The organism is Bradyrhizobium sp. I71 (assembly GCF_022354745.1).
GTDB classification, from domain to species: Bacteria; Pseudomonadota; Alphaproteobacteria; order Rhizobiales; family Xanthobacteraceae; genus Bradyrhizobium; species Bradyrhizobium liaoningense.
In genome coordinates this window covers 4,089,602-4,116,587 of record NZ_CP059398.1, presented here as the reverse complement: position 1 = coordinate 4,116,587, position 26,986 = coordinate 4,089,602, and the positions used below count along the sequence as shown (strand labels likewise).

The following is a 26,986-nucleotide window of genomic DNA, read 5'->3' as shown; positions in this document are numbered from 1 at the left end:
GCTTGTCCCGGCCATCCACGTTCTTCCGTGGCGACGGCTGTTGTAAGGCCGTAGATGCCCGGGACAAGCCCGGGCATGACGATGTGGAAATTATCGGGCCACGTGATGCGATCGCATCACACCATGTACTGGCCGCCGTTGACGGTCAGGGTCGAGCCGGTGATGAAGCCGGCCTCGTCGGCCGCAAGGAACACGACCGCGCGCGCAATCTCTTCGGGCTCGCCGAGCCGGTTGGCCGGGATCTGCGGGATCACGTTCTTCTCCAAGACGTCCTTCGGCACCGCCTGCACCATTTCGGTGTTGATGTAGCCCGGGCAGATCGCATTGACGGTGATGCCGCCCTTGGCGTTCTCGAGCGCGAGCGCCTTGGTGAAGCCGACGTCGCCGGCCTTCGCCGCGGAATAGTTGACCTGACCGAACTGCCCCTTCTGGCCGTTGATCGACGAGATCGAGATGATGCGGCCGAACTTGCGCGCGCGCATGCCCTCGATGACCTGGCGCGTCATGTTGAACAGCGAGCCCAGATTGGTGTTGATGACGGCGGTCCACTGCCCGAGCGTCATCTTGTGGAAGGCGGTATCGCGGGTAATGCCGGCATTGTTGACGAGCACCTCGATCGGCCCGAGATCGGCTTCGACCTTCTTCACGCCCTCCGCGCAGGCGTCGAAGCTGCTGACGTCCCATTTGTAGGTCGCGATGCCGGTCTCGGCCTTGAACTTCTCCGCCGCCGCATCGTTGCCGGCATAGTTCGCCGCGACCTTGTAGCCGGCGGCCTTCAGCGCCTTGCTGATCGCCGCACCGATGCCCCGCGTACCACCCGTGACCAATGCAACACGTGCCATGTCGTGATCCTTCCCTTGGACTTTTCGGACGCTTTTGAGTGACTGTTTTTAGCGATGGATTATGCGATTGGTTTGACGGACATCAAGAACAAAACGCCCGGCGTCGAGCCGGGCGTTTCTCTTTAGTCGAGGCTTGCGTGGTTGCGAAGAATATTTGATTTGCAACCGCTGCCTTTTTGGTCGCGTGCAATGCACGCGCTGACGTGTGCGACGCACGCGTCAGCTCCGTGCAAGGTCGTCGTCAGTCGCGCGCCACACACACGGCGATGCCCATGCCGCCGCCGATGCACAGCGTGGCCAGGCCCTTCTTCGAATCACGCTTCTGCATTTCGTGCAGCAGCGTCACCAGCACGCGTGCGCCGGATGCGCCGATCGGATGGCCGATCGCGATCGCGCCGCCATTGACGTTGACCTTGGAGGTGTCCCAGCCGAGATCCTTGTTGACGGCGCAGGCCTGTGCCGCGAAGGCTTCGTTGGCCTCGATCAGGTCGAGGTCCCCGGCATTCCAGCCGGCCTTCTTCAGCGCGGCGCGCGAGGCCGGGATCGGGCCCGAGCCCATGATCTTCGGATCGACGCCGGCCTGAGCCCAGGACACGATGCGCGCGAGCGGCTTCTTGCCTTCCTTGGCCGCCTGCTTGGCGGTCATCAGCACCACCGCGGCGGCGCCGTCATTGATGCCGGAGGCCGAGCCCGCAGTGACCGTGCCGTCCTTCTCGAAGGCCGGCTTGAGCTTGGCCATCGCGTCGAGGGTGGCGCCATGACGCGGATATTCGTCGGCGCTGACGACGACGTCGCCCTTGCGGGTCTTGATGGTGACGGGCACGATCTCGTCGTTGAACCTGCCGGCCTTCTGCGCGGCCTCCGCCTTCTGCTGCGAAGCAACGGCGAACTCGTCCTGCTGGGCGCGGGTGATCTGCCACTGCCGTGCGACGTTCTCGGCGGTGTTGCCCATGTGGTAGCCGTTGAAGGCATCCCACAGGCCGTCCTTGATCATGGTGTCGACCAGTTCGAGGCCGCCCATCTTGACGCCGCCGCGCAGATGCTGGGCGTGCGGGGCCATGCTCATGGATTCCTGGCCGCCTGCGACCACGATCTCGGAATCACCGTTGAGCAGCGCCTGATAGCCGAGCGCAACCGTGCGCAGGCCCGAGCCGCAAAGCTGGTTCACGCCCCAGGCCGGGCTCTCCACCGGAATGCCGGCGGCGATCGAAGCCTGGCGGGCCGGGTTCTGGCCCTGGGCCGCGGTCAGGATCTGACCCATGATGACCTCGGAGACCCGGCCGGGCTCGATGCCACCGCGCTCCAGCGCGGCCTTGATGGCGATGGCGCCGAGATCGTGGGCGGGAAGGGTCGCGAACGCTCCGTTGAAGCTACCGACCGGGGTGCGGGCGGCGCTGACGATGACGACATCGTCTGACATGGGCATCTCCTGGGTTTGAAGGGGGCAGGCGGGGCTGGGGAAAAGACGGCTCGCCAGTCTCGAACGGCATCCTGTTAACGTCGTTGAGGCATGTCAATCGGACGGTCTCCGAATTCATGCCGCAACGCATTCAAAATAGCGTTCTTGGCGCTTTCGCAAGCACGATTTTGCTCTGCAATTAACCGTGCCGCACAAAACGGTAGCGTGAGCCCTTTGAAAATGCTTATTTTGTTGCGTTGCGTACTCTTCCCGCCCTGCGGCATTGCCCGACAGGTTCCCGTTCTCCGCGTTTGCAAGTGAGAGCCCATGGCGAAATCAGACCAACCCACCACCATCAAGAAATACGCGAACCGCCGGCTCTATAACACCGGAACGAGTACCTACGTGACGCTGGAAGACCTCGCCGCGATGGTCAAGGACGGCGAAGATTTCCTGGTCTATGACGCCAAGACCGGCGACGACATCACCCGCTCCGTGCTCGCCCAGATCATCTTCGAGCAGGAGAACAAGGCCGGCCAGAACCTGCTGCCGACCACCTTCCTGCGCCAGCTCATCCGCTTCTATGGCGACAGCATGCAGATGGTGGTGCCGAAATATCTGGAGCAGTCGATCGCGACGCTGACCCAAGAGCAGGAGAAGTTCCGCAAGCAGATCGCCAATACGTTGTCCGGCACTCCTTTTGCTCCGTTGGAGGAGCAGGTCCGCCGCAACATGGAGCTGTTCCAGCAGACCTTCTCGATGTTCAAGCCGTTTGCGGCGCCACGTCCGACCACCACTGCCGAGCCGCAGCCCGATGCGAGTACTGAGGCGCCGAAGGACAGCAATATCGACGACCTGCGCCAGCAGATGAAGGAGATGCAGGAACGCCTCGAGCGGATGTCGAAGAAGGACGAGTAGTCTTTCATTGGCACCGGCTCCCAGCGCGCCGGAGGACGAGCCATGTCTGGCCGAAGCACCCATTGGGACAATGTCTACGCCACCAAGGGCGAAGCCGAGGTCAGCTGGTTTCAGGACAGCCCGACAATCTCGCTTCAGATGATCCGCGCGGCCAATCCGGATCATGACGCAGCCGTCATCGATATCGGCGGCGGCGCCTCGCGGCTGGTCGATGCGCTGCTGCAGGACGGATATCGCGACGTCGCCGTGCTGGACCTCTCCGCCAACGCGCTTGATGCGGCGAAGAAGCGAATCGGCGGAGCCGGTTCGATCGTCGACTGGATCGTTGCCGACGCCACGACGTGGCAGCCGGCGAAGGCCTACGACGTCTGGCACGATCGCGCCGCGTTTCATTTCCTGACCGAGCCGCGCGACAGGGCGGCCTATGTCGAACGCCTGCGGGCAGCGCTTACCCCCGGCGGACAAGTCATCATCGGCACGTTCGCGCCCGATGGTCCGGAGAAATGCAGCGGCCTGCCGGTTCAGCGACACGACAGCGCGAGCCTTGCAGCGGAGCTCGGACCTGAGTTTGGGCTCGTCGAGACGCGCAGCGAGACGCATCACACGCCGTGGGATTCAACGCAGGCGTTTCAGTTCAGCCGGTTCCGGAGACGCGGCCTGTAAGCGCGCGACAGCTGGCTCAAGCCGCCAGCCTCACCGCATGCGCGAAATCCCAATAGAGTTTGCGCGCCCTCGTGTAGAACGGGCCTGGCTTCAGCTCGCGCTCGTCGATGCGGATCACGGGAGCGACCTTGGCGAAATTGCCGGATGAAAAGATCTCGTCGGCGGCAAGGAAATCGGCATAGCGCAGCGTCTTCTCGACCACGGTGATTCCGTCGCCACGAAGCAGGCTGATGACACGCTGGCGCGTGATGCCGTTCAGGAAAGTGCCGTCGGCACCGGCGTGAAGACCACGCCGTCCTTCGCCATGAACACGTTCGAATTGCCGAACTCGGCGACGTTGCCGAGCATGTCGAGCATCAGCGCGTTGTTGAAGCCGCGCGCGGCGGCCTCGGCGAGCGCGCGCGAATTGTTCGGATAGAGGCAGGCCGCCTTGGCTTCGACCGGCGCGCATTCGGCGGTGGGCCTGCGGAACGGCGACAGCGTGATCGCGTTGCCGACGGGCTTTGGCATCGGCGCCACGTAGATGCACAGGCACCAATTGGTGGTCTCGGGGTCGAACAGCACGCCGCCGCCGCTCCCGTTCTGCGCCCAGTACATTGGGCGGATATAGAGCTCGGCATCGGGCGCAAATCGCGCAATGCCCTCGGTTGCGAGCGCAAGCCAGGCGCCGGTATCGAGCACCGGCTTCAGGCCAAAATTGATCGCCGATTGATTGACGCGGGCGACGTGCCGGTCGAGATCGGGCGCAACACCCTCGAACGCGCGCGCGCCGTCGAACACGATCGAGCCGAGCCAGGCCGCATGCGTGCGCGAGCCCATGATCGGCACGTTGCCCTCGTGCCATTCGCCCTCGAAGAAGGTCCAGCTCGGCGAATAGTCGATGGGCTTCTTGATCTCGGCCATGACCGGCCTCCCCTTGGAAATATCCGGGCACTATTGCCCCCAATTTCTAAAAGATTCCCTGCGGGGACGTGGTGAGCTACCCTCCCCTCGTGGGAGAAAGGAGAGATCCATGCCCCTTGATCCGCTCGCCAAGCGTTTGTTGACCATGATGGCTGCGGCTGCGCCGCAGGCGCGGAGCCGGCCCAGCGTGGAAGCGCGGCGGCAATCGCTGGCAAAGCTGATGCAGTTCGCGCGTGCCGAGGCGCCGGACGTGACGACGTCCGACGGCGTTCTGGCCGGCCGTGCCGGCGAACTGCCCTATCGCCTCTACACGCCGGCAAGCGCCGAGGAACTCGCACCGGGCTTCGTGTTCTTTCACGGCGGCGGGCTCGTCGCCGGCAGCATTGCCACGCACGACCGCATCGCGGCCGCGCTGGCGCATGCCACCGGCTGCCGCCTCGTGTCGGTCGACTACCGGCTCGCGCCCGAGCACAGATTCCCCGCCGCCGTCGATGACGCGATCGCCGCCACCGAATGGGTGGCGCGCGAGGCGGCATCGCTCGGCATCGACGCGGACCGCCTGGTGATCGGCGGCGATTCCGCCGGCGCCACGCTGGCTGCGGTCGTGTGCCAGGAGGCGACTCAGGCCGCCGGCCTCTCCATCGCCGCGCAATGCCTGATCTGCCCGGTACTGGATTTCGAGGAAACCTCGCCCTCGCGCGAGGCCTTTGCCGAGGGCCACCTGATCGACCGCGTCACGATCGAAGCCGATCTTTCCGATTATCTGCCCGAGGGCATCGACGCCGCCGACCCCCGCGTCTCTCCGCTGCGCGCGAGACGGCTGACGGGCCTGCCGACCGCGATCATCCATACCGCCGAGTACGACCCGATGCGCGACGAAGGCAATGCCTATGCCCGCAAGCTGCTCGCTGCGGGCGTCGCCGTCGAACATGTCTGCCACGACGGCATGGTCCACAATTTCCACGCCATGGGCGCGATCCTGCCGCAGGCCCAGCTCGTGCTGTCGCAGATCGGCGAACAGGTGCGGAGGGCGGTGAAGAAGTGAGTGAGTGTGAGAATCACACGCGTGCGTCGAGAACGGCCCTGGCGGCCACAAGATATTCGGGCCAATGCGCATCCGCATAGCGCTCCGCCTGCCGTGCGCAAGTGACGTCCGGAGCATGCGCGGCGGCGATCATGCGCGCAAAGCGTTCTTCGGCAACCGTCACATCATCGACCACTGGCGCCGGTGCGGCCGCCGCAGCGGTCGGAGCGAGGGCGAGCCCCGCCATTCCGGCGAGCAGGATGCGGCGTGACGTGTTCATGGCTGTCGTCCTCCGTTGTCTGGCCTGCACTCTGGCCGGCGAGAGTGTCGGTGCAGTCACGACAGGGTAGCCGCGTGCGTCGATACAGTCCATCGTTTGCGGATAGCGCTTGACCGCGGGAACGATCACGTTCCATCTAGCGTGCGCTTCCGCCACCAGAGCCTCACGCGTCGGATTGTCACGTGTCAACTCGCAACCCACCGCATCGTCCGGCTTTGCGCGCCGTCGCGCTGGGGCTGGCCTGCGTGACGGTTTCAGCAAGCGCGGCCTTCGCCGCCGAGGCGGACGAGGACGCACCGGCAAAGCCGGCTGTTCCGAACATCTACCTCGACCTCCGCACCAGCTACGCGACGATCCCCGCAGGCACGCTCGGGCTCGGCTTCGGCACCACCTCGCTGTCGGCCGCGCTCCAGGCGCTGGCGGCGCGACGAAGCACGACGCTGCCGAGCGGCTTGCCGGCGGCGAAGTCGATTGCCGTTGACCTGCCGCTGACCGTCGACGTCACCGACCGTGTCTCGCTCTATGGCGGCGTGTCCGGATCGACGACGGATATCGGCGGCGGCTGGTCGTCCTTCGACATCACCAGCTGGAACATCGGCGTGCAGGCCGACCTCCACCAGCAGAATGGCGGCAAGATCCCGACGATCACGCTGCAATCGACGCTGACGCAGTCGGTGCCGAACGAGCAGGGCATGGTGAATTCCTTCAACAACATCCTGGAATTCGACTACGCGCTCGACGAGGACGAGACGCGGGGCTGGTTGGCCGGCATGCAATACACCACCGCCACCATTGCCAGTACGTTCGCCAGCATCCGGCCGAACACGATCCTCTATGGCGGCGGCTACTACCAATGGCCGAGCAACTGGAAGTTCACCGGGCGCCTCGGCATGCAGTCCTTCGGTGGCGCACAGCTCGCGGGACGGACGATCGCGGAGTCCTTCACCCAGCCGATCCTGCGGCTCGACCTTGACCGCATGGACGACAACGACAACCGCCTGTTCGGCATCACCGCGCTGATCGCGTGGACGCCGAAGCCGTCCTATCAGCTGACGTTGCGAACGCCGCTCTACGCCGTGCGCAATTGAGCACGATCCCGGAAGAGGATCATGCTCAAATGAAACGAAGCCCCTGCTAGTCCGGCACCGGCACGTCGAACGTGTTGAGCGTGACCGAGACCATGCAATAGACGCCGACCAGATAGGACAGCTCGGCCGCACCGTGTTCGCCGAACTCCTTCACCGCCGCACGATAGGTCAGCTCCGGCAGCACGCCACCGCTGACCAGGGCCGAGGCCATGTCATAGGCGACCGCCTCCTGCCTGGTCAGATCGACAGGCCGCTGTCCGGCGACGATGGTCGCCAGCTTCTCGTCGGACAGACCGCGCTGCTCGGCGACCAGAACGTGGGCATAGAGCTCGTAACCGGACCGGAAATGCGAGCCGGTGACGAGGATCGCGACCTCACGCACCGGAGCGGGCAGCAGCGGGTTCGACGCGACCGCCTTGACCAGCTCCCACACCGGCCCGCCGAAGCGCGGCTCGCGGATCCAGGGGTTCCAGGGCCCGAGCAGCGCGCCGTCGTCGCGCATGTTCACAAAACCCTTGAAATGGTCGGTGATGCCGGCTCGCATGTCGTCATAGAGCGGCTTCTGTTCGTCGGTCAGATCCTTGGGATCGAGAATGGGAAGGCGCACGATGGGATCTCCTCGTTGAGACCACAACCGTCACCTGCATGCGTGCGCGGGGCAAGTGAAGTTGCCGTGACGGTCGTGCCAATTTGAAAAACGGCAGGAAGACGCTGCTATGACGCGGCGGGGCTTCGCACGCCCTGCGGATTGAAGACATCGTCGACATCGAGCCTCAGCGGCTCGCCTGTCGCGAGGAACGACGACAAGGCCGCCTCGTAAGGCGCCGGATCGAGTCCGCGCGCCTTCAGCCATGCGGGCTCGTAACAGGTCTGCCGGTAGCGCTCGCCGGAATCGCAGATCAGCGTCACCAGCGACCCTGTCGCGTTCGCCTGACGCATTTCCGAGGCGAGCCGGCACAGCGCCAGGAAGTTGGTGCCGGTGGAGCCGCCGACCGCGCGGCGCAGCCGGCGCGACAGCACGTTCATCGCCGCGATCGTCGCCGCATCCGGGATCTTCATCATGCGATCGACCACACCCGGCACGAAGGACGGCTCGCAGCGCGGCCGGCCGACACCCTCGATCAGTGACGGGCGGTCGCAGACATGGGAGCGGTCCTGCGAGCGGAAGCAGTCGAAGAAGGCGGAATGTTCGACATCGGCGACGCATAGCCGCGTCGGATACTGCCGATAGCGCAGATAGCGCCCGATGGTGGCCGAGGTGCCGCCGGTGCCGGCGCCCATCACGATCCAGTCCGGCAGCGGGCGCGGCTCGCCCTGCAATTGCGTGAAGATGGACTCGGCGATGTTGTTGTTGCCGCGCCAGTCGGTGGCGCGCTCGGCGAAGGTGAACTGATCCATGTAGTGGCCGTTCAGACGGGCGGCGAGCGCCGCGGCGTCCGCATAGAGCGCGCGACCGTCGTCGATCAAATGGCAGTTGCCGCCATAATGCTCGATCGCGGCGATCTTCTCCGCCGAGGTCGTCCGCGGCATCACGGCGTAGAAGGGCACGCCGATCATCTGCGCGAAATAGGCTTCCGACACCGCCGTCGATCCCGACGATGCCTCGACGACGGGCGTGCCTTCGCCAATGTGGCCGTTGCAGAGCGCATAGAGGAACAGCGATCGCGCGAGACGATGCTTCAGGCTGCCGGTCGGATGCGTGGACTCGTCCTTGAGATAGATGTCGATGCCGGAGAGCGCCGGCACGATCAACCGGATCAGATGCGTGTCGGCGGTGCGGCACTGGTCGGCCTCGATCGCAGCCACGGCCTCGTCGACCCAGCCGCGCCGATAGCTCGGCCCGGCCGGATTGTACTGGCGGAAGGGAAATGTCTGCATCGGATGAACCTCTCATGATGCGGATCGCGCATCAAGTGCGCAGGATTCTGTTTTGACGCGTTTTATGGCGCGAACCGGCTTCCACTTCGCTGGAAAACGCTTCTGCTCAAAACTCCAGCGGCGCGTTGTCGACGACTTCCTTCATCACGAAGAAAGTTCGGGTCTGGCGCACGCCGGGCAGCGCGATGAGCTGCTCGCCATGGATGCGGTTGAAATCCTCCATGTCGCCGACGCGGATCTTGAGGAAGTAGTCGAAGTCGCCGGCGACCAGGTGGCAGTCGAGCACGAATTTCAACTTCGCGATGGCCTTTTCGAAGGTGGCAAAACTCTCAGGCGTCGAGCGGTCGAGCACGACGCCGACCATCACCAGCGTGCCCTTTGCCAGCTTCTTCGGCGCCACCATGGCGCGCACGCTGGCAATGAAGCCGTCCGCGAACAGGCGCTGGGTGCGGCGATGGCAGGTGGCGGGGCTGATCGCGACCGTCTCGGCCAGCTCGGCATTGCTGAGCCGGCCGTTATTTTGCAGCAATCTCAGTATCTTAAGGTCGATGCGGTCAAGTCGGGCGGCCACGGAAGAAGCTTTCATTCGTAGCGGACAATTTGGAAGAAATCTGGCCTATTGAGCCAATCGACGCAAGAGATAGCCAGTACTGACCCAATATTCGAGAGCACATTTTTCCAAGGCGATGCTAGCTCCGTTCCTCAGACGCCACCGCCAAATCGGGATAACCCATGATGCTGGAAAAATTCGCGCGCTACCCGCTGACCTTCGGCCCGACGCCGATCGAGAAGCTGGAGCGACTGTCAAAACACCTCGGCGGCAATGTCGAGATCTATGCCAAGCGCGAGGATTGCAATTCCGGCCTCGCCTATGGCGGCAACAAGTTGCGCAAGCTCGAATACATCATTCCCGATGCGATCGCCTCCAACGCCGACACGCTGGTCTCGATCGGCGGCGTGCAGTCCAACCACACCCGCATGATCGCCGCGGTCGCGGCCAAGATCGGCATGAAGTGCCGCCTCGTGCAGGAAGCCTGGGTGCCGCACGAGGACGCGGTCTATGACCGCGTCGGCAACATCATGCTCTCGCGCATCATGGGCGCCGACGTGCGCCTGGTCGACGACGGCTTCGACATCGGCATTCGCAAGAGCTGGGAGCAGGCGATCGAGGAGGTGAAGGCGGCGGGCGGCAAGCCTTATGCGATTCCCGCCGGCGGCTCCGTGCACAAATATGGCGGGCTCGGCTATGTCGGCTTCGCGGAGGAGGTGCGCAAGCAGGAGGCCGAGCTCGGCTTCAAGTTCGACTACATCATCGTCTGCACCGTCACCGGCTCAACCCATGCCGGCATGCTGGTCGGCTTCGCCGCCGATGGCCGCGCCCGCAAGGTGATCGGCATCGACGCGTCCTTTACGCCGGCCCAGACCAAGGCGCAGGTGCTCGAGATCGCGCAGAACACCGCTGAGCTCGTCGAACTCGGCAAGGACCTCGTCACTGATGACGTCGTGCTGATCGAGGACTACGCATATCCCGCCTATGGCGTGCCGTCGGAAGAGACCAAGGAGGCGATCCGCCTCACCGCGCGCCTCGAAGGCATGATCACCGACCCCGTCTACGAGGGCAAGTCGATGCAGGGCCTGATCGACCTCGCGAAGAAGGGCTATTTCGAGAAGGGTGCGAAGATCCTCTACGCCCATCTCGGCGGTGCCCCCGCGCTGAATGGATACGCGTATGCGTTCAGGAATGGGTGAGTGAGGGCATAGCCCTCGCCTTGTACACAGCTATCGTCCCGGACAAGCGCAGCGCAGATCCGGGACCCATACGCCGCAGCAATAGTTTTGCGAAGGCTCGTGGTTGCCAGCGTGACGCAGCGACCTCGTCCTGTGATTATGGATCCCGGATCTGCGCGCGCTTTGGGCGCGCTTGTCCGGGATGACGGCGGAGTTAAAGGCCGCTCCCTACCGCGTCTTGACGATCTGCAGCAGCTCGTCGCCGTAATGCTCGAGCTTCTTGTCGCCGATGCCGGGCACGTTGCGGAGCTCGTCGAGTGTCGTCGGCCAGGCCCGGACGATGCCGTCGATAGTGGCATCGTGCAGCACCACATAGGCCGGCACGCCGCGCTCGCGCGCGACCTCCGAACGCCACGAGCGCAGCCGCGCGCGCAGTTCGGGATCGACATCGCCTGGCGCGGCGCTGGCGGCGGGCGCAAGGTCGCCGCGGCGGGACTTGCCGCGGCTCGCGCGAATGCGCGTGCCGGGCGCCTCCTCGCGCAACCACACTTCGGTTTCGCCGCGCAGCACGCCGCGCGCAGTCTCGGTCAGCTTCAGCGCACCGAACGCTTCGCTGTCGCTCTGCAAATGGCCCATCGCCACCAACTGCCGCAGCACGGTGCGCCACTGCTTCTCGTTGAGCTCGCGCCCGATGCCGAACACGGACAATTTGTCGTGGCCGAACTGCGTCACCTTCTCGGTCAGGCGCCCGACCAGCACGTCGATCAAGTGCATCGCGCCAAAACGCTGCCCGGTGCGATAGACGCAGGACAACAGCTTCTGCGCCAGCACCTTGCCGTCGCGCATCCTGGGCGGCGTCAGGCAATTGTCGCAATTGCCGCAGCTCTCACCCATCACGATCTCGCCGAAATAGGCGAGCAGCCGCCGGCGCCGGCAATGCGGCGTCTCGGCAAGGCCGACCAGCGCATCGAGCTTGCCGATCGAGACCCGCTTGAATTCGTCGGAGGCGCTGGACTCGTCGATCATGCGGCGCTGCTGCACGATGTCGGAGAGCCCATAGGCCATCCAGGCCGTGGACGGCTTGCCGTCGCGGCCGGCGCGCCCCGTCTCCTGGTAGTAGGCCTCGATGCTCTTGGGCAGATCGAGATGGGCGACGAAGCGCACGTCGGGCTTGTCGATGCCCATGCCGAACGCCACGGTCGCGACGATGACGATGCCGTCCTCGTTGAGAAAGCGGTCCTGGTTGCGCGAGCGCACGCTGCCGTCGAGCCCGGCATGGTAGGGCAGCGCCGCAATGCCGGCGTCCTGAAGCGCGGCGGCGACCTCCTCGACGCGGTTGCGCGACAGGCAATAGACCACGCCGGCATCGCTCGTGTGGCGCTCGCGGATCAACTCCTTCAACTGCGACACCGCGCTGCGCTTGTCGACGATCTCGTAGCGGATGTTGGGCCGGTCGAAGCTCGAGACGAATTGCGGCGCGCCCGTAAGCTGAAGCCGCTCGACGATTTCCTTGCGCGTCAGCTCGTCGGCAGTCGCGGTCAGCGCGATGCGCGGCACGTCGGGAAACCGCTCGGCGATGATGGAGAGGCCGACATATTCGGGACGGAAGTCATGCCCCCATTGCGAGACGCAATGCGCCTCGTCGATCGCAAACAGCGCCACCTGCGCCTGCGCCAGCAGCGACAGGCAACGCGGCGTGACCAGGCGTTCCGGCGCGACATAGAGCAGGTCGAGATCGCCCGCGAGAAGGCGTCGCTCGATGTCGGATGCCTCCTGCGGCGTCAGCGACGAGTTCAGCGCGGCGGCATTGACGCCGGCCTCGATCAGCCCGGCAACCTGGTCACGCATCAGCGCGATCAGTGGCGACACCACGATGCCGCAGCCTTCGCGTAGCAAGGACGGAAGCTGATAGCACAGCGACTTGCCGCCGCCGGTCGGCATCAGCACGAGGCAATTGCCGCCCTCGGTGACATGCCGGATGATCTCGCCCTGCGCTCCGCGAAAACCCGGCAGGCCGAACACCGAATGCAGCACCGACAGCGCGTCGCGGCCGTTGGCCGGCGCAGAGAGCGGAGCGGTGGAGGGAGCGGACATGCGGAACAGATCAGGCCGTGAGATTCGTCACAACGCCAGTCGCATGCCGGCGCGAGCGTGGCAAGACTGTTTGCGGGGCAGGCGCTTCTCTTCCCCTCTCCCCTTGCGGGAGAGGTGGCTCGCCGCGATAGCGGCGAGACGGGTGAGGGGTATCTATCCTCGGATTCGATGGAGCTTGTTCTGCGGAGACATACCCCTCATCCGGCGCTTCGCGCCACCTTCTCCCGCAAGGGGAGAAGGAGGGCAGAAGCTACGCTCCGATCCGTCGCAGCGCCTCTGCAACGGTCACGATCGGCATGTTGCGCTTACCAGCGGCCTCCAGCGCGTGACGCATCAGGCGCGGCGTGCAGCCATAGGGGCTTGGCGCATCGGCGACGTCGTGGCCGTAGAAGATCAGCCAGCCGCCGCTTGCGACCGCCTCGTCGAAATAGCGATCGACGCCTGCCGGATCGATCTCGCAATCGACAAGCGGCGAGGCGCGCAGGAACTGGAGATCGATGACGTCGCTGTTGACGCCGGGAAGAATGCCGCGCGCGGAACGGAAGGCTTTCGCAAGTTGCGGCTTGCGCCAGACCGAGGCGAGCCCATAGGGGTAGGCGAAGTTCTCCAGCGTGATCGAGGAATCGATACCGCGGAAATGACTGCGGTTCCGCTCGATCTCGCGAGCCATCGCGGCCTCATCGAGAGTGGCCGAACTCCGGTGCGAGAAGGTGTGGCAGGCAATCTCGTGACCGGTCCGGTGAAGCCGCACGATCGCATCGTTCGACAGACCGTGCCAATGGTCCGACGGCTGATCGATCAAGCTGCCGGCGAGATAGAACGTCCCCCGGCCGCCATGCTGCTCCAGAAGCTCGGCACCCTCGCCTGCGGCGCTATCGGGGGCATCGTCGAAAGTGAAGCTCACCATCGGCGCATGCGCGGGCAATCGGTGCGGCGCGGCATGGAAATGCCGGGCCAGCCGATTGTTCACGCGTCCCTGGAGTGCCGACCACACGCTGCGCTTCCCGTGATTCCCTATTCCTCTACTGAAACATTCGTGCGCAGGTTGAGGCAAGCCTAACGCCTGGGTAATCCTAACGTGAGACCAAGACCGCTTCCGCTAGCGCGCCGCTACCGACGCGTCGGCGTCCGCGCCGAGATAGCGCAACCAGTTGCGGAATAGCATTGCCGCCGCGTTGCCAGCGCCGATATCGGCGCGCAAGTTCAGCCCGGGCAGCTCGTTGGCGAGTGCCGGATGGCGCTGATGCGCCGCCTTCTTCTCGAAGCGAGCCAGTTTCTCTTCCGTCGCTGCGTCAAAATAGCTCACCGGCAGGCGCGGGTAGGTCTCGCGCTCCCGCGCGAGATAGCGGCCGATGTCGCGCAGATATTCGCGCTGGAGCGACAGCGCGTCATATTCGGGGTGGCCCTGAAAGAACACGAAGCGGCTGGCATATTGGCGGACGAAGACGTCGACGCCGGCTTGGGCCGAGCGTGTCAGCACCTGATAGCCCGACTGCACGAGGTCGCTCTCGACGATCTCGTTCAGGCGTGAATGCGAGACCTTGAGCGGCGCAGGCGCAGCACGGGTCAACCCATCGCGGGTCACGACGTCGCAATCGAAAATGCCGTGACATTTGGCCGGCAGCCGCCGCCGTTCGATACCGTCGAGATGCAGCACCGCGGCATGCGCGGCAAGGCACGACCAGATCGTCGAGCGCGTGTTGGTCTTGGCCCAGTCGATGAGGTTCGTGAGGTCCTGCCAGTATGGCTCCTGGTCGAGCGCGGGCGCGATCGGCTCTGCACCGGTCACGATCAATCCGTCAAACTTGCCGCGCTCGAGATCGGAAAAGTCGGAATACTCGCTCTCGACATGCCACTTCGCTTCGGGCGACCGCTTCACGCTGGGAAGCGAGAAGCAGTGGAAGCGGATGCGGTGCGGGCCCGCGGCGGCCTGGAGCAACTTCATGAACTGCCGCTCGGTCGCCTTCAGCGCCGGATCCGGCATGTTGTTGATCAGCCCGATCGTGAGGTCGGCGCCGGCATGGTCGCGCACGAGATCGCCCTCGCCCGGCACCAAGGCCGGGCTCGATACGACTTGATCCCTGTCGATCAGGATCGTCATGGGCGACGCCGCCTACTCCGCGGCCTCGAGCCGCGCCGACGGGCAGGCCTTTTCCAGCGCCTGGTCGATGTCCTCGATGATGTCTGAGGCATGCTCGATGCCGATCGACAGACGGATGGTCTCCGGCAGCACGCCGGCGACGCGTTGCTGCTCCTCCGACATCTGCCGATGGGTCGTCGAGGCCGGATGGCAGGCCAGCGACTTGGCATCACCGATATTGACGAGCCGTGTGATCAGCTTCAGCGCATCATAGAAGGTCTTGCCGGCCTCCATGCCGCCCTTGATGCCGAAGGTGAACAGAGAGGAGGCGTTGCCGTTCAGGTACTTCTGCACCAGCGGATAATGGGGGCTGTCCGGAAAACCGGTGTAGTTGACCCAGGCGACGCGCGGATCGCCGCGGAGGAATTCGGCGACCTTGCGCGCATTCTCGACATGGCGCTCCATGCGCAGCGCCACGGTCTCGATGCCCTGGAGCAGCAGGAAGGCGTTGAACGGCGACAGCACCGAGCCCATGGTGCGCTGATAGACGCTTCGCGCCCGCTCGATGTAAGCGGTGCGGCCGAACCGCTCGGCATAGACCAGACCGTGATAGGAGGCATCCGGCTTGTTGTAGGCCGGGAAGCGCTCGGCATGCTTGGCCCAGGGGAAATTTCCGGAATCGACAATGGCGCCGCCGAGCGTGGTGCCGTGACCGCCAAGGAACTTGGTCAGCGAATGCACGGCGATGTCGGCACCGTAGTCGAACGGTTTGAGCAGGATCGGGGTTGCGACAGTGTTGTCGACGATCAGCGGCACGCCATGCGCATGAGCCATCTTCGCCAGCGCCTCGATGTCGCAGACATTGCCGGCGGGATTGCCGATGGTCTCGGCAAAGACGGCCCGGGTGTTCTCATCGATCAGCTTCTCGATCGCCTCAGGCCTGTCGCTCTCGGCGAAACGGCCGGTGATGCCTTGGCGCGGCAGGATGTGCGAGAGCAGCGTGTGCGTGGTGCCATAAAGCTGCGGCACCGAAACGATGTTGCCGCCGTGATCGGCGACGTTGACGAAGGCGAAATGCAGCGCGGCCTGCCCGGTCGCGACCGCAAGCGCGCCGACGCCGCCTTCGAGCTGGGCGATGCGCTTCTCCAGAACCGCACTGGTCGGATTGGCGATGCGGCTGTAGCGGAAGCCTTCGGTCTCGAGATTGAACAGGGCGGCGCCATGATCGGCGCTGTCGAAGGCGTAGGCCGCGGTCTGGTAGATCGGCACGGCAACCGCGTGCGTGGTCGCTTCGGGCTCGTAACCGGCGTGAATAGCGATCGTCTCGTTGCGCATTATGCCACCTCCGCGTGGGGCGGGCCGCACTTATTGGCCTAGAATGAGGCATGTGCGTTGTCCGCCGTCCTCGTGTTAGAGGCGGGCGGTAAAGCGGACAATAATTCGTATAGAGATCGAGGAAGTAACCCTAACGCCTGCTGGCGAATTGGCAGTGATCCCGGTTAAATTCGATTAACCGATCACGCCGTGTCTTGCTCGGCGTCACCCAACTCGCCGCTGCACGGCGAGCACCCCTCGCCCACACGCGGAGAGGGGTGCATCGTCAATGTGGCGGTGTTGCTTAGGCCTAAGCCATGTTCTCCCAGAGGCGGTGGGTGAGCACGCCGGCACGCTTCTCGATCGCGGCGGCGGCATCGAGTGCGAGGTCCTCGCGGTAACGGCCGGCGATGAGCTGCACGCCGATCGGCTTGCCGTCATGCAGCGCCACCGGCACCACCGCGCCGGGCAGGCCCAGCACGTTGATGGCGGAGATGAAGCGGATCTCGCCCCAGAAGATCTCGCGCACGCGCTCGGAACTGACGGTGTCGTCACGCGGGCCCGGCGTCGGCTTCACCGTGGTCGGCGCCAGCACGACCGGATATTCCTCGAAGAACAATTGCCAGGCGCGGATGTGGCCGCTGCGCGCGGCAGTCGCCTGCATCCAGGCTTTGAGATCGAGCACGTTGGCCTTGGCCTTCATGCCCCCCCAGGCTTTGTGGAAATCCTCGGACGTGACCTTCAGCATGCCGGCCTCCTGCATCACCACGGTCTCGTTGGTGATGATGTCGCACCAGGTCTGCCAGACGCCGTTGATGTCGGGCACCTCGACCTCGCTGACGCGATAGCCGGAACGCTCGAGATGGTCGGCGGCCTGGCGCAGCGCCGCGGCGACGGAGGGATCGACGTCCATGTCCTCGGGGATCTTCGCCAGCGCGACCTTGATCGGCCCCTTCGGCTTGGGTCCGATCAGCGGTGCCGGCACCCACCAGGGGTCGCGCGGATCGCGCTGGCTCATCGCCTCCAGCGCGAGGCGAACGTCGGCGACATGGCGGGCGAGCGGCCCCTGCGCCGACATCAGATGCGCCAGCATCGGCCGCTCCGCCGTTGCGCTTCCGTTGAAGGCGGGGATGCGGCCCTGCGTCGGCTTGATGGTGGCGACGCCGTTGCAATGCGCCGGCCAGCGCAGCGAGCCGCCGATATCGTTGCCATGGGCGATGGTGCCGATGCCTGCCGCGACCGCCGAACCCGCACCGCCCGAGGAGCCGCCGCAGGTGATATCAGGATCCCAGGGGTTCAGCGTCAGCCCGTGCAGGGGATTGTCGGTGAAGCCGCGGAAGGAGAATTCCGGGGTGTTGGTGAGACCAAGGACGATGGCGCCGGCCTTCCTGAGGTTGCGGACAACAGGCGCATCCGACGGCGCGATGAGACCCTTGTTGGCGGGAACGCCGTTGAAGTTGGGCCGGCCTTCATAGTCAACATTCTCCTTGATGGTGATGGGCACACCGTGCAGGAGGCCGAGCTCGCCGCCCTTGGCGCGCTGCTTGTCGGCGGCGTGCGCGGCCGCAAGCGCTTCTTCCGAGAGATCCACGACAACCGCATTGAGTCCCGGATTGACGGTGCGCATCCGCTCGAGATGCGTTTCCACGACCTCGACCGCGGAGATTGCGCCGGAGCGGATCGCGGCCGCGGTATCGACCGCGGACCATTGCCAGGCCGGTCCCCTGGGCCGACGCGCGGTGGCTGATTTGCGCGCGGCGACCTTCTTGGCTGGCTTGATCGTTTTCGCAGCGACGCCCTTTCGGGCTGGGGTCTTTTTGCTCGAAGTCTTCTTGCTCGATGCCTTCTTGCTCGTCTTCGTTGCCGCTTTCCTGGAAGCACTTTTCTTCTTGGTTGCCGTTTTCTTCGCCACGTCGCATCTCCTGAAATTGTGCGGCGGAGGTTACGGACGAGGATGAGGCGTGTACAGCCGCGTTTCTGCATGGCGCATTGCGACGGTACACCGATGCGACGAATTGCTTGCGTCTCCTGGACTACACCGGCGGCGGATTCAGCCGGGCAAAACCCTGCTGGATGCGATAGGGATAGTAGGGATAGGGCGGCATCACCGCGCTGGCCTCGTCGAGACGCTTGATCTGATCCGCGCTCAGCGGCCATCCCACTGCGCCGAGATTGTCGCGCAGCTGCGCTTCGTCGCGGGCGCCGATGATGACGGAGGCGATGGTGGGACGGCTCAGCAGCCAGGCGATCGCGACCTGGGGCACGGTGCGGCCGGTCTCCATCGCGATCGCGTCCAGCACGTCGACGACGGCGTAGAGCGTCTCGTCGCGCACCGGCGGACCGAACTGTGCGGTCGCGTGCAGGCGGCTGTTCGGCGGCAGCGGCTGGCCGCGCCGGATCTTTCCGGTAAGGCGGCCCCAGCCGAGCGGACTCCAGACCAGCGCCCCCACCCCCTGGTCGCGCGCGAGCGGCATCAGCTCCCACTCGTAGTCGCGGCCGAGCAGCGAGTAGTAGACCTGATGCGCGACATAGCGCGGCCAGCCATGCCGGTCCGCAATGGCGAGCGACTTCATCAACTGCCAGCCGGCGAAATTGGAGACGCCGACATAGCGCAGCTTGCCCGCGCGCACGAGCATGTCGAGCGTCGACAGCACCTCCTCGATCGGGGTGAAGGCGTCGAAAGCGTGGAGCTGGAGCAGGTCGATGTGGTCAGTGCCAAGCCGGCGCAGCGCCGCATCGACCGAGGTCAGGAGCCGCTGCCGCGACGAGCCCGCATCGTGCGGCCCCTCGCCCATCGGCAGGCTCATCTTGGTGGAGATCAGCACCTTGTCGCGCCGGCCCCTGATCGCAGCACCGAGAATCTCCTCGGACGCGCCGTTCGAATAGACGTCAGCACTGTCGAACAGATTGACGCCGGCATCGAGGCAGATGTCGATCAGCCTGCGCGCCTCGTCCGCATCGCTGCGGCCCCAGGCCGAGAACAGGGGGCCCTGACCGCCGAAGGTGCCGGTGCCGAAGCTGAGCACAGGGACCCTGAGTCCGGAGGCCCCGAGATTGCGGTATTCCATTGCGGATCTCCTTCGCTATTCCGCCGGACACGCCGCGGCGGCGACCGGCGCGCGATCGAGCCGAAGGCTCCACAGCGCCAGCGCGAGGCCGATCGCTGTGATGCCGGCCGCGACCAGCGGCAGCGCGGGAAGCCCGAATCCGCGGTCGATAGTGACGCCGCCGGCCCAGGCGCCGAGCGCGTTGCCGAGATTGAACGCGGCGATGTTGAGGCTGGAGGCGAGCGTGCGGCCGCTGGGGCCGGCTGCCTCCAGCACACGAAGCTGGAGCGGGGCGACGGTTGCGAAGGCGGCGATGCCGAGCAGCAGGATCAGCGCGATGGAAAGGATCTTGATCGATAGCACGGCTGCCAGCCCGAGCAGCACGATCGCAAGCGCGGCCAGCGTGCCGGTCAGGGCCCGTGCCAGGCCGCGGTCCGCGAGCTTGCCGCCGGCAACGTTGCCGATCGCGAGCCCGACGCCGAACACCAGCAGGATCGGCGAGACGGCAGCCTCCGAGAAACCGGTGAAACGCGTCAGGATCGGCTGGATATAGGTGAAGACGACGAACAGGCCGGCGAAGCCGAACACGGTCATGGCGAGGCCGAGCAGCACCTGCGGACGACCGAGCACGGCGACCTCTTCGGCGAGCGAGATCGGCTTGTCGCCACTGCCGACATGGCCAGGCACGAGCGCGGCGACCACCGCGAACGCGATCACGCCGATGACCGTCACGGCCCAGAACGCGGCGCGCCAGCCGAGCATCAGGCCGAACCACGCGCCGAAGGGCACGCCCAGGAGCGTGGCGACCGTCAGGCCGATGAACATGGTGGCGATCGCGGAGGCACGCTTGTCCTCGGCGACGAGGCTGGTGGCCACGACCGAGCCGACACCGAAGAACGTGCCGTGGGCGAGCGAGGTCAGCACGCGCGCAGCCATCAGCAGTTCGTAATTCGGGGCCAGCGCGCAAGCCGCATTGCCCAGCGTGAAGATCGCCATCAGCGCGAGCAGCACTGTTTTCCGTGGCATCCGCCGCGTCGCCAGCGTCAGCACCGGCGCACCGACGAACACGCCGAGCGCATAGCCCGATATCAGCAGGCCGGCGACCGGCACGGAAACATGCATGTCGGCGGCGACCTGGAGCAAGAGGCCCATGATGATGAATTCGGTGGTGCCGATGCCGAAGGCACCGGCGGTGAGCGCGAGGACGGCGGGAGGCATGCGTGGCTCCGATGGATGAGACGAAGCCCCGCAGATAGCGGCATGGCCGCAAAACCATTAGAATGTCGGCAATCCAATCATTTGTGACGTGAATTCAACATGGCCCGTTTTGACACCAACCGCTCCGCCGAGATGGAGGTTTTCGTCCGCGTGGTCGATCTCGGCGGCTTCACCCAGGCCGCGCGAAAGCTGCGCCTGACGCCGTCGGGCGTCAGCAAGCTGATGTCGCGGCTGGAGGCGCGGCTCGGCGCGCGACTCGTCAACCGCACCACGCGCAAGCTGACGCTGACCGAGGAGGGCCGGGCCTTCTACGAGCGGGCGGTGCGCATCCTCGCCGAAATGGAGGAGGCCGAGCGCGAGGCCGCCTCGGGCGCGGCGCCGCGCGGCCGCCTCACGGTCAATTGCAACATTCCCTTCGGCATGCTGCATGTGGTGCCGTTGATCCCGCGCTTCCTGGAACGGCATCCCGACGTCACGCTCGATCTCGTGCTGACCGACACGCTGATTGACCTGATGCAGGAGCGCGCCGACGTCGCCATCCGCGTCGGCCCGCTGCGGGCCTCGCGTCTCGTGGCGCGAAAGCTCGGCAGCAGCCGCATGGTCGTGGTCGGCGCGCCGGATTACCTCGCCCGTTGCGGCACGCCGAAAGCGCCGGCGGACCTTGCCGATCACCGTGGCATCGGCTGGACTTTTCCGCGCAGCATCCGCGGTTGGCCGTTCAGGCGCGGGGATCACACCGAGGAGGCCGTGCCCACGCCCGTCGCGCGCGCCAGCGACGGCGAGGCCGCCCGCCGCCTTGCGCTGGGCGGCGTCGGGCTTGCCCGGCTCGCCCTCTTCCACATCGGCCCCGACATCGAATCCGGCCGCCTCGTCCCGGTGCTGCAAGGCTACAATCCCGGCGACCGCGAAGACATCCACGCCGTCTATGTCGGCCACACCGCACCACTGCCCGCGCGTGTGCGCGCGTTCATCGATTTCCTGGCCAAGCACGTGCGGGTGAGCGATCCGGCGTTGAAGCGGGCGGGTGATGGAAGGTGGAGATTGGTGTGATGAGGCTGGCGAAGGGAGCGTCAATCGACTGCGCTGAAATGAGCCGAACGTTCCAGCTCCGGCGCTGCTGAGGTGCGGCCGAAATCACGAAGCCGTGGTCACCGGCTTCGTCCGCGCTGCCAATGCGACGCTCAGCCGTTCGAGCACCACGAAGAACGGCGGCACGAAGAGCACGGCGAGGAAGGTCGAAGCCAACATGCCGCTCACGACCGCCAGCCCGATCGAAACACGGGCGCCGGCACCTGCCCCGGTGGCGAACACCAGCGGGAGCATGCCGAATATGAAGGCGCACGAGGTCATCAGGATCGGGCGCAGGCGCAGCCGCGCCGCTTCGATCGCCGCCTCGGCGACCTCCATGCCCTCGGCCCGCTTCTCGCGCGCATATTCGACCACCAGGATGGCGTTCTTGGCAGCGAGCGCGATCAGCAGGACGATGCCGATCTGGGTGTAGAGGTTGTTCGGCATGCCCGTCGCATCGAGCGCGATGACCGTGCCGAGCAGCGCGAGCGGCACGGCGAGGATCACCGCGAGCGGCTGCAGCCAGCTCTCGTATTGACCGGCGAGGATGAAATAGACGAGCACCAATGCAATGAGGAAGACGCGATAGATCTGGTTGCCGACGATCTGCTCCTGATAGGACATGCCGGTCCAGGCGGTCCCCATGCCGGGCGGCAGCGACTTGGCCGCGACCTCGCTCATCAGCGACATCGCCTCTCCGGAACTGAAGCCGGTAGCCGGACTGCCGGTGACGGTCGCCGCGGGATAGAGATTGTACAGCGTGATCAGCGGCGGGCCGACCTCATCCTTGATGGCGGCGACCGTGCCCAAGGGCACCATCCGGCCATCGGCACCCTTGACCTTCAGCTTGAGGATGTCGTCGGGCTGGAGCCGGAACGCGGCATCCGCCTGGACGTAGACCTTGAACACGTAATTGTACTTGGTAAACTGGTTGACGTAGGTCGACCCCATATAGGTCTCCAGCGCCGAGAAGACCTGGCCGACGGTGATGCCGATGGCCTCGGCCTTGATGCGGTCCACCACCAGACGGAATTGCTTGACCGTCCCCTTGAAGTTCGGCGCGACATGGGCAAGCCCGGTCTGCGTCGACGCATTGGCGGCGAGCTGGTCGACGGCGTTCTGCAACGCCACGAAATCGGAGCTGCCGTCCTTGATCTGCACCATCATCGTGAACCCGCTGGCATTGCCGATGCCCTGGATCGGCGGCGGCAGCATGATCAGCGCCGTCGCGCTGTCCATGCCGTCGAGGGCGGCCCGGGCATTGGCCGCGATGCTGCCGATGCCAAGATCGGCCGTCTTCCGGTCGTCCCAGGGCTTGAGCACCACGTAGAGCATGCCGGCGTTATACAGCGTCGCGTTATTGTCGAGCGGCGAGATGCCGGACACCGCAATCACGTCCTCGACGCCGGGGACCGCCTGCACGAGCTTTACCGCCTCCGCGACGGCAGTCTCCGTCCGGTGCGCGGAAGCCGCGTCGGGCAGCTTGAGACTGACGACGAAATAGCCCTGATCCTCGTCCGGCAGGAAGCCGGTCGGCACCGTCGAGAGGCTGTAGAACGCAACGCCGATCAAGGCGATGCCGAGCAGTGCAACCGGAACGCTCAGGGCGACGATGCGGCTGATCAGCGCCGTGTACAGCATCTCGGCGCGCCCGTAGACGGCGTTGAAGGCGCGCGCGGCGACGTTGCGCTCCTGCGGCGGCACCGATGGCCGCAGCCACAACGCGCATTGCGTCGGTTTCAGCGTCACGGCGTTTATCGCGGAGATGACTGCGGTCGCGGCGATCACGAGCGCGAACTGCTGATACATCTTTCCGGTCAGTCCGGACAAGGTCGCCGCCGGCAGGAACACCGCCATCAGCACCAGGGTGATGCCGATCACGGGGCCGAACAGCTCGGACATCGCCTTCACGGCAGCTTCGCGGCTGGACATGCCGCCATCCAGATGACGCGCCACGCCCTCGACGATCACGATGGCGTCGTCCACCACGATGCCGATGGCAAGAACCAGCGCGAACAGGCTCGTCGTATTGACGGTGAAGCCGAGCAGCGACATCGCGCCGAACGCGCCGATGATGGTCACCGGCACCGTCGTCGCCGGCACCAGCATCGCCCGCCAATCCTGCAGGAACGCGAGGATCACGATCAGCACAAGGCCGGCGGCGATCACCAGTGTCTCGTAGACTTCGCGGACCGAAGCGGTGATGAACTTGGTGCTGTCGAACGAGACCTTGTAGGCGAGCCCGGACGGGAACGATTTCGACAGCTCGTCCATCTTGCTCTTGACGCTCTCGGCAACCGTCAGGGCGTTGGCGCCGGACAGCTGCGAGACCGCTATCGCCGCCGACGGCCGGCCGTTCAGCGTCGCGGTCTGGCCGTAGGACGCAGCGCCGAGCTCGATCCGGCCGACGTCGCGGATGCGGACAATCCTGCCGCCCTCGCCGCTCGCCACCTTGACCACGATGTTCTCGAACTCCGCCGCCTCGGAAAACCGGCCGGTGACATTGAGCACGTATTGGAAGTTGACGGTGTCCGGCGTCGGCGGCGCGCCGACGAGGCCGGCGGTCACCTCGTTGCTCTGCTGCTGGATCGCCGAAGTCACATCGCTCGGGGTCAGGCCGAACGCCTGCAGGCGGCCGGGATCGAGCCAGATGCGCATGGCGTAGGCTCCCGACCCCAGCACCGTGACGTTGCCGACGCCGGGCACGCGCGCCAGCTCGTTCTGGAGGTGGATGGTGGCGTAGTTGGCGAGGAACAGGTTGTCGTAGCGGCCCTCGGGAGAATAGAGATTGATGAACTGAAGAATCGAGGTCTGCTTCTTCTGGACATTCAATCCCTGCGTCGAGACCGCGCTGGGCAGTTGCGCGCTCGCCAGCGAGACCCGGTTCTGCACCAGAACCTGCGCCGTGTCCGGATCCGTGCCGATGTCGAAGGTGACGACAAGACTATAGCTGCCGTCGCTCGCGCTGGTCGACTGCATGTAGATCATGTGGTCGACGCCATTGACCTGCTGCTCGACGGGAAGGGCGACCGTATCCATCACTGTGCGCGCGCTGGCGCCGGGATAGGTCGCCGTCACCGATACGGTCGGCGGCACCACATTCGGATATTGCGACACCGGCAGGCTCGCCAACGCCAGCGCGCCGACCAGGACGATGAGGAACGCCAGCGTGTTCGAGAGCACCGGCCGTTCGATGAAGAAGCGCGAGAACATGAGAGCCTTGTGTGTGCCGGTGGCCTATTGCGAGCTTCGTCCCGACCCCGCCGCCGGGACCGGAGAGGCAGGTGCGGGCGTCGAGCCTTGGCCGGCGGCGGCCATTGTGCCCGCGACGGGATCGACCGTGTTGCCGGCGACCGCGCGCTGGATCGATCCGATCACGACCTTGTCGTCGGCCTTGAGCCCGCCGGTGATGACGCGAAGCTGGCCTTCCACCGGACCGGTCGTCACCTGACGCTGGGCAACCACCTTGTCCTCGCCGACCACCATCACGTAGCTGCCGGCCTGGTTCGACATCACAGCGGTGTCATTGACGAGCAGCGCGTTCTCGATCTTGCCGACCGGAACACGGACACGCACGAACAGGCCGGGCACCAGCGCGATATCTTTGTTCTCGAACACCCCTCGCAATTGCAGCGTGCCGGTATTGGGGTCGAGCTGCGGGGCGATGTAATCGATTTTGCCTTTGTACTGAAATGCGGCATCCGCGGCGAGAGCCACCTCGACCGATCGCTCCTCGGCCTTCTCGCGCAGGTCCCTGAGCGTCTTGCCCTGCTTGGCAAGGGCGTCACGCATGTCGATCTGCTGCTGCTCGGAGATGTTGAAATAGACGTGGATCGGATTGACCTGAAGGACCGTAGCGAGCTTGGTCGGACCGGACTGGCCGACCAGCGAACCGACCTCGGCAAGGTGCCGAGTAACCACTCCGTCGAAGGGCGCGCGCACCGTGGTGTAGCCGAGTGATGTCTGCGCGAGCCTGAGACTGGCTTCGTTGGCGGCGAGCTGGGCGGTCGCCATCTCGTAGTTCATCGTCGCCTCGTCGACCGCACGCTGGGTGGAAACGTCCTTCTGACCCAGCGTGACCTGCCGATCGTACTCCCGCTTGCTATTCACCTGCTTGGCTTTTGCGCTCTCCACCTGCGCCTGCTGCAGATCGAACTGCGCCTGGTACTGATCCCGCTCGATCTCGAACAGCACGCGGTCCTTCCTGACCGCTTCGCCATCGCGATAGCCGATCGCCGTCAGGAAGCCCTGAACGCGGGCCTCCACGTCGACGGCGGCGAGCGGCGCGGTGTTGCCGGTGAACTCGGCGTAGAGGGTGACCGGCCGCTGGATCGGGCTTGCCACCGCCACCTTTGCCGGCGGCGGCGCGGCATACCGGTTTTTCTCGTTACAGCCGGACAGGGCCGGCATGGCGCAAACCAGGCCCGCCAAAACCGCCAAGCGAGCCGGCCGGCCGGCAAAACCACGCCCCGTTAGTACCAACATCTCCATCTCTGCCATCCCCCGCCACGCGAACCATCCATGTCGGCCGCGGTCTGTCTCGTCTGCATATCCATCGCCCCGGTGCTGCGCTCTGCATCCGGCGCACCGCCCGCCGTCGTTCCAAAAACGCGCGGACATCGCCTGCGTCGGGGCTCACGGGCATGAGCGCTGATCAGCGCAGCCATCGTTTGGGCCGCACCTCGCACGATCGCAACATCATCTCACCGGCGCCGGCGGCCACGGAGTTGGCCAGCAGCCCACCGGCATGGCGCTCATGAATGTCTCTTTGATGCCCCCTTGGCGCGTTGCGGCAGCTGCAGCATTGCCAATGCGGATCAAGTTACCGCGCCGGCGCAGATCGAGAATCAATCGATTGGCCCAGCTATATACAGAAAAATCAGGGCCGGGGCATTTCCCGCGGAAGGTGTTTGTGATGCAGAGATTGCAGCCGGTCGCCGCAAAGGCGTCATTGGCAGCGTCGCCGCTTCGCAAGACAATGCAGCCTTACGATCGCACCTTCATCAAAAGTGCAAATGTACTGTTGCTGATCGCCAGTCACTCATCCGCCCTTTGCACGCTTCGCCGCAGACGCCGGAGATAGACAAACTTGAATCGCGGATGATCGCCCGGACCTCTATCTGCACCCATTCACGCAAGCGCCTAACCCGGAAAGGCCGATCTTGTCCTCGTCGTGCGAAACGTCATGCCCAGCGATGTCGGTCCCAGGCGCGCGTGGCAGCGGAACAAGAACTTCGCTTGCACCATGGGGTCACGACGTCATGGTGGACTTGCCACGTGAGCTTGACGGCGAGCTTCTTGGGGACAGTCAGCTGGCGCGGCGGACCGACTCCATCGGTCGTACGAATCGTCGAAATCGTAAGCCGGCGAACGAAGCGGTCAAATCGCGCCTATGGCGGAGAGAGTGTCAGTCAATCCTCATTGAAAGATCAAGTATTTTCG

At 65.2% G+C, this 26,986-nt stretch carries 21 protein-coding genes and 1 pseudogene; 6 read left to right on the top strand and 16 right to left on the bottom strand.

From position 1 onward, the window contains the following. Positions 1-116: 116 nt before the first annotated feature. Both phbB and FJV43_RS19910 read right to left on the bottom strand, forming a co-directional pair. Positions 117-842, bottom strand: a complete 726-nt coding sequence (gene phbB / locus FJV43_RS19915) for an acetoacetyl-CoA reductase (protein ID WP_239620140.1) — start codon at positions 840-842, stop codon at positions 117-119. 241 nt (positions 843-1,083) lie between these two features. Then, on the bottom strand, positions 1,084-2,262 hold the full coding sequence (locus tag FJV43_RS19910; RefSeq protein ID WP_239620138.1) for an acetyl-CoA C-acetyltransferase: 1,179 nt from the start codon (positions 2,260-2,262) through the stop codon (positions 1,084-1,086). A gap of 306 nt (positions 2,263-2,568) precedes the next feature. Between FJV43_RS19910 and phaR the strand changes: the two genes are divergently transcribed. After that, complete coding sequence (phaR, locus tag FJV43_RS19905) at positions 2,569-3,159, top strand: polyhydroxyalkanoate synthesis repressor PhaR (protein WP_239620136.1); 591 nt, start codon at positions 2,569-2,571, stop codon at positions 3,157-3,159. A gap of 42 nt (positions 3,160-3,201) precedes the next feature. Next, on the top strand, positions 3,202-3,822 hold the full coding sequence (locus tag FJV43_RS19900; RefSeq protein ID WP_239620133.1) for a class I SAM-dependent methyltransferase: 621 nt from the start codon (positions 3,202-3,204) through the stop codon (positions 3,820-3,822). Between the two features lie 16 nt (positions 3,823-3,838). Here the strand turns inward: FJV43_RS19900 and FJV43_RS19895 are convergent. Beyond that, positions 3,839-4,725: pseudogene (locus tag FJV43_RS19895) on the bottom strand (branched-chain amino acid aminotransferase). Between the two features lie 109 nt (positions 4,726-4,834). Between FJV43_RS19895 and FJV43_RS19890 the strand changes: the two are divergent. Further along, positions 4,835-5,770 (top strand): alpha/beta hydrolase, encoded by a 936-nt coding sequence (locus FJV43_RS19890; RefSeq protein ID WP_239620132.1) that lies wholly within the window; start codon positions 4,835-4,837, stop codon positions 5,768-5,770. Positions 5,771-5,783: 13 nt separating this feature from the next. Here the strand turns inward: FJV43_RS19890 and FJV43_RS19885 are convergent, their stop codons facing one another. Further along, the gene (locus tag FJV43_RS19885; protein WP_239620130.1) at positions 5,784-6,029 is read right to left on the bottom strand and encodes a hypothetical protein; all 246 of its coding nucleotides are present in this window, start codon (positions 6,027-6,029) and stop codon (positions 5,784-5,786) included. Between the two features lie 215 nt (positions 6,030-6,244). Between FJV43_RS19885 and FJV43_RS19880 the strand changes: the two genes are divergently transcribed. Further along, a complete protein-coding gene (locus FJV43_RS19880; RefSeq protein WP_239629514.1) occupies positions 6,245-7,117 on the top strand; it encodes a hypothetical protein in 873 nt (290 codons plus the stop codon). A gap of 46 nt (positions 7,118-7,163) precedes the next feature. Here the strand turns inward: FJV43_RS19880 and FJV43_RS19875 are convergent, their stop codons facing one another. The 3 genes from FJV43_RS19875 to FJV43_RS19865 all read right to left on the bottom strand — a co-directional run bounded on the left by FJV43_RS19875 (position 7,164) and on the right by FJV43_RS19865 (position 9,566). Next, positions 7,164-7,724, bottom strand: coding sequence for a hypothetical protein (locus FJV43_RS19875; RefSeq protein WP_061882674.1), 561 nt, complete (start codon positions 7,722-7,724; stop codon positions 7,164-7,166). A 107-nt stretch (positions 7,725-7,831) separates the two neighbouring features. Beyond that, positions 7,832-8,995 carry a PLP-dependent cysteine synthase family protein gene (locus FJV43_RS19870; protein WP_239620128.1) on the bottom strand — a complete coding sequence of 388 codons (1,164 nt, stop codon included), beginning with the start codon at positions 8,993-8,995 and terminating at the stop codon, positions 7,832-7,834. Positions 8,996-9,101: 106 nt separating this feature from the next. Beyond that, the gene (locus FJV43_RS19865) at positions 9,102-9,566 is read right to left on the bottom strand and encodes an Lrp/AsnC ligand binding domain-containing protein (RefSeq protein WP_239620126.1); all 465 of its coding nucleotides are present in this window, start codon (positions 9,564-9,566) and stop codon (positions 9,102-9,104) included. A 164-nt stretch (positions 9,567-9,730) separates the two neighbouring features. Here FJV43_RS19865 and FJV43_RS19860 point away from each other — a divergent pair, with 164 nt between their 5' ends. Beyond that, entirely contained in the window at positions 9,731-10,744 is a 1,014-nt protein-coding gene (locus tag FJV43_RS19860; RefSeq protein WP_239629512.1) for a 1-aminocyclopropane-1-carboxylate deaminase, read from the top strand. Between the two features lie 207 nt (positions 10,745-10,951). Here FJV43_RS19860 and recQ read toward each other — a convergent pair whose 3' ends face one another. The 7 genes from recQ to FJV43_RS19825 form a co-directional block, all read right to left on the bottom strand. Then, complete coding sequence (gene recQ, locus FJV43_RS19855) at positions 10,952-12,817, bottom strand: DNA helicase RecQ (RefSeq protein WP_239620125.1); 1,866 nt, start codon at positions 12,815-12,817, stop codon at positions 10,952-10,954. A 250-nt stretch (positions 12,818-13,067) separates the two neighbouring features. After that, positions 13,068-13,811 carry a polysaccharide deacetylase family protein gene (locus tag FJV43_RS19850; protein ID WP_239620123.1) on the bottom strand — a complete coding sequence of 248 codons (744 nt, stop codon included), beginning with the start codon at positions 13,809-13,811 and terminating at the stop codon, positions 13,068-13,070. A 105-nt stretch (positions 13,812-13,916) separates the two neighbouring features. Then, complete coding sequence (locus FJV43_RS19845; RefSeq protein WP_239620122.1) at positions 13,917-14,918, bottom strand: homoserine O-succinyltransferase; 1,002 nt, start codon at positions 14,916-14,918, stop codon at positions 13,917-13,919. A 12-nt stretch (positions 14,919-14,930) separates the two neighbouring features. Beyond that, positions 14,931-16,232: an O-acetylhomoserine aminocarboxypropyltransferase/cysteine synthase family protein gene (locus tag FJV43_RS19840; RefSeq protein ID WP_239620120.1), complete on the bottom strand. Its 1,302-nt coding sequence runs from the start codon at positions 16,230-16,232 to the stop codon at positions 14,931-14,933. A 289-nt stretch (positions 16,233-16,521) separates the two neighbouring features. Further along, on the bottom strand, positions 16,522-18,123 hold the full coding sequence (locus FJV43_RS19835) for an amidase family protein (RefSeq protein ID WP_239620118.1): 1,602 nt from the start codon (positions 18,121-18,123) through the stop codon (positions 16,522-16,524). A gap of 121 nt (positions 18,124-18,244) precedes the next feature. Beyond that, a complete protein-coding gene (locus FJV43_RS19830; protein ID WP_239620116.1) occupies positions 18,245-19,279 on the bottom strand; it encodes an aldo/keto reductase in 1,035 nt (344 codons plus the stop codon). A 15-nt stretch (positions 19,280-19,294) separates the two neighbouring features. After that, positions 19,295-20,476 (bottom strand): MFS transporter, encoded by a 1,182-nt coding sequence (locus tag FJV43_RS19825; protein WP_239620115.1) that lies wholly within the window; start codon positions 20,474-20,476, stop codon positions 19,295-19,297. A gap of 99 nt (positions 20,477-20,575) precedes the next feature. On the opposite strand from FJV43_RS19825, the gene FJV43_RS19820 reads away from it, so the two are divergent. Further along, entirely contained in the window at positions 20,576-21,526 is a 951-nt protein-coding gene (locus FJV43_RS19820) for a LysR family transcriptional regulator (RefSeq protein ID WP_239620113.1), read from the top strand. An 84-nt stretch (positions 21,527-21,610) separates the two neighbouring features. Here FJV43_RS19820 and FJV43_RS19815 read toward each other — a convergent pair whose 3' ends face one another. Together FJV43_RS19815 and FJV43_RS19810 are read right to left on the bottom strand one after the other, a co-directional pair. Then, positions 21,611-24,757, bottom strand: coding sequence for an efflux RND transporter permease subunit (locus FJV43_RS19815; protein WP_239620112.1), 3,147 nt, complete (start codon positions 24,755-24,757; stop codon positions 21,611-21,613). 24 nt (positions 24,758-24,781) lie between these two features. Then, complete coding sequence (locus FJV43_RS19810; protein ID WP_239629511.1) at positions 24,782-25,954, bottom strand: efflux RND transporter periplasmic adaptor subunit; 1,173 nt, start codon at positions 25,952-25,954, stop codon at positions 24,782-24,784. Positions 25,955-26,986 lie beyond the last annotated feature (1,032 nt).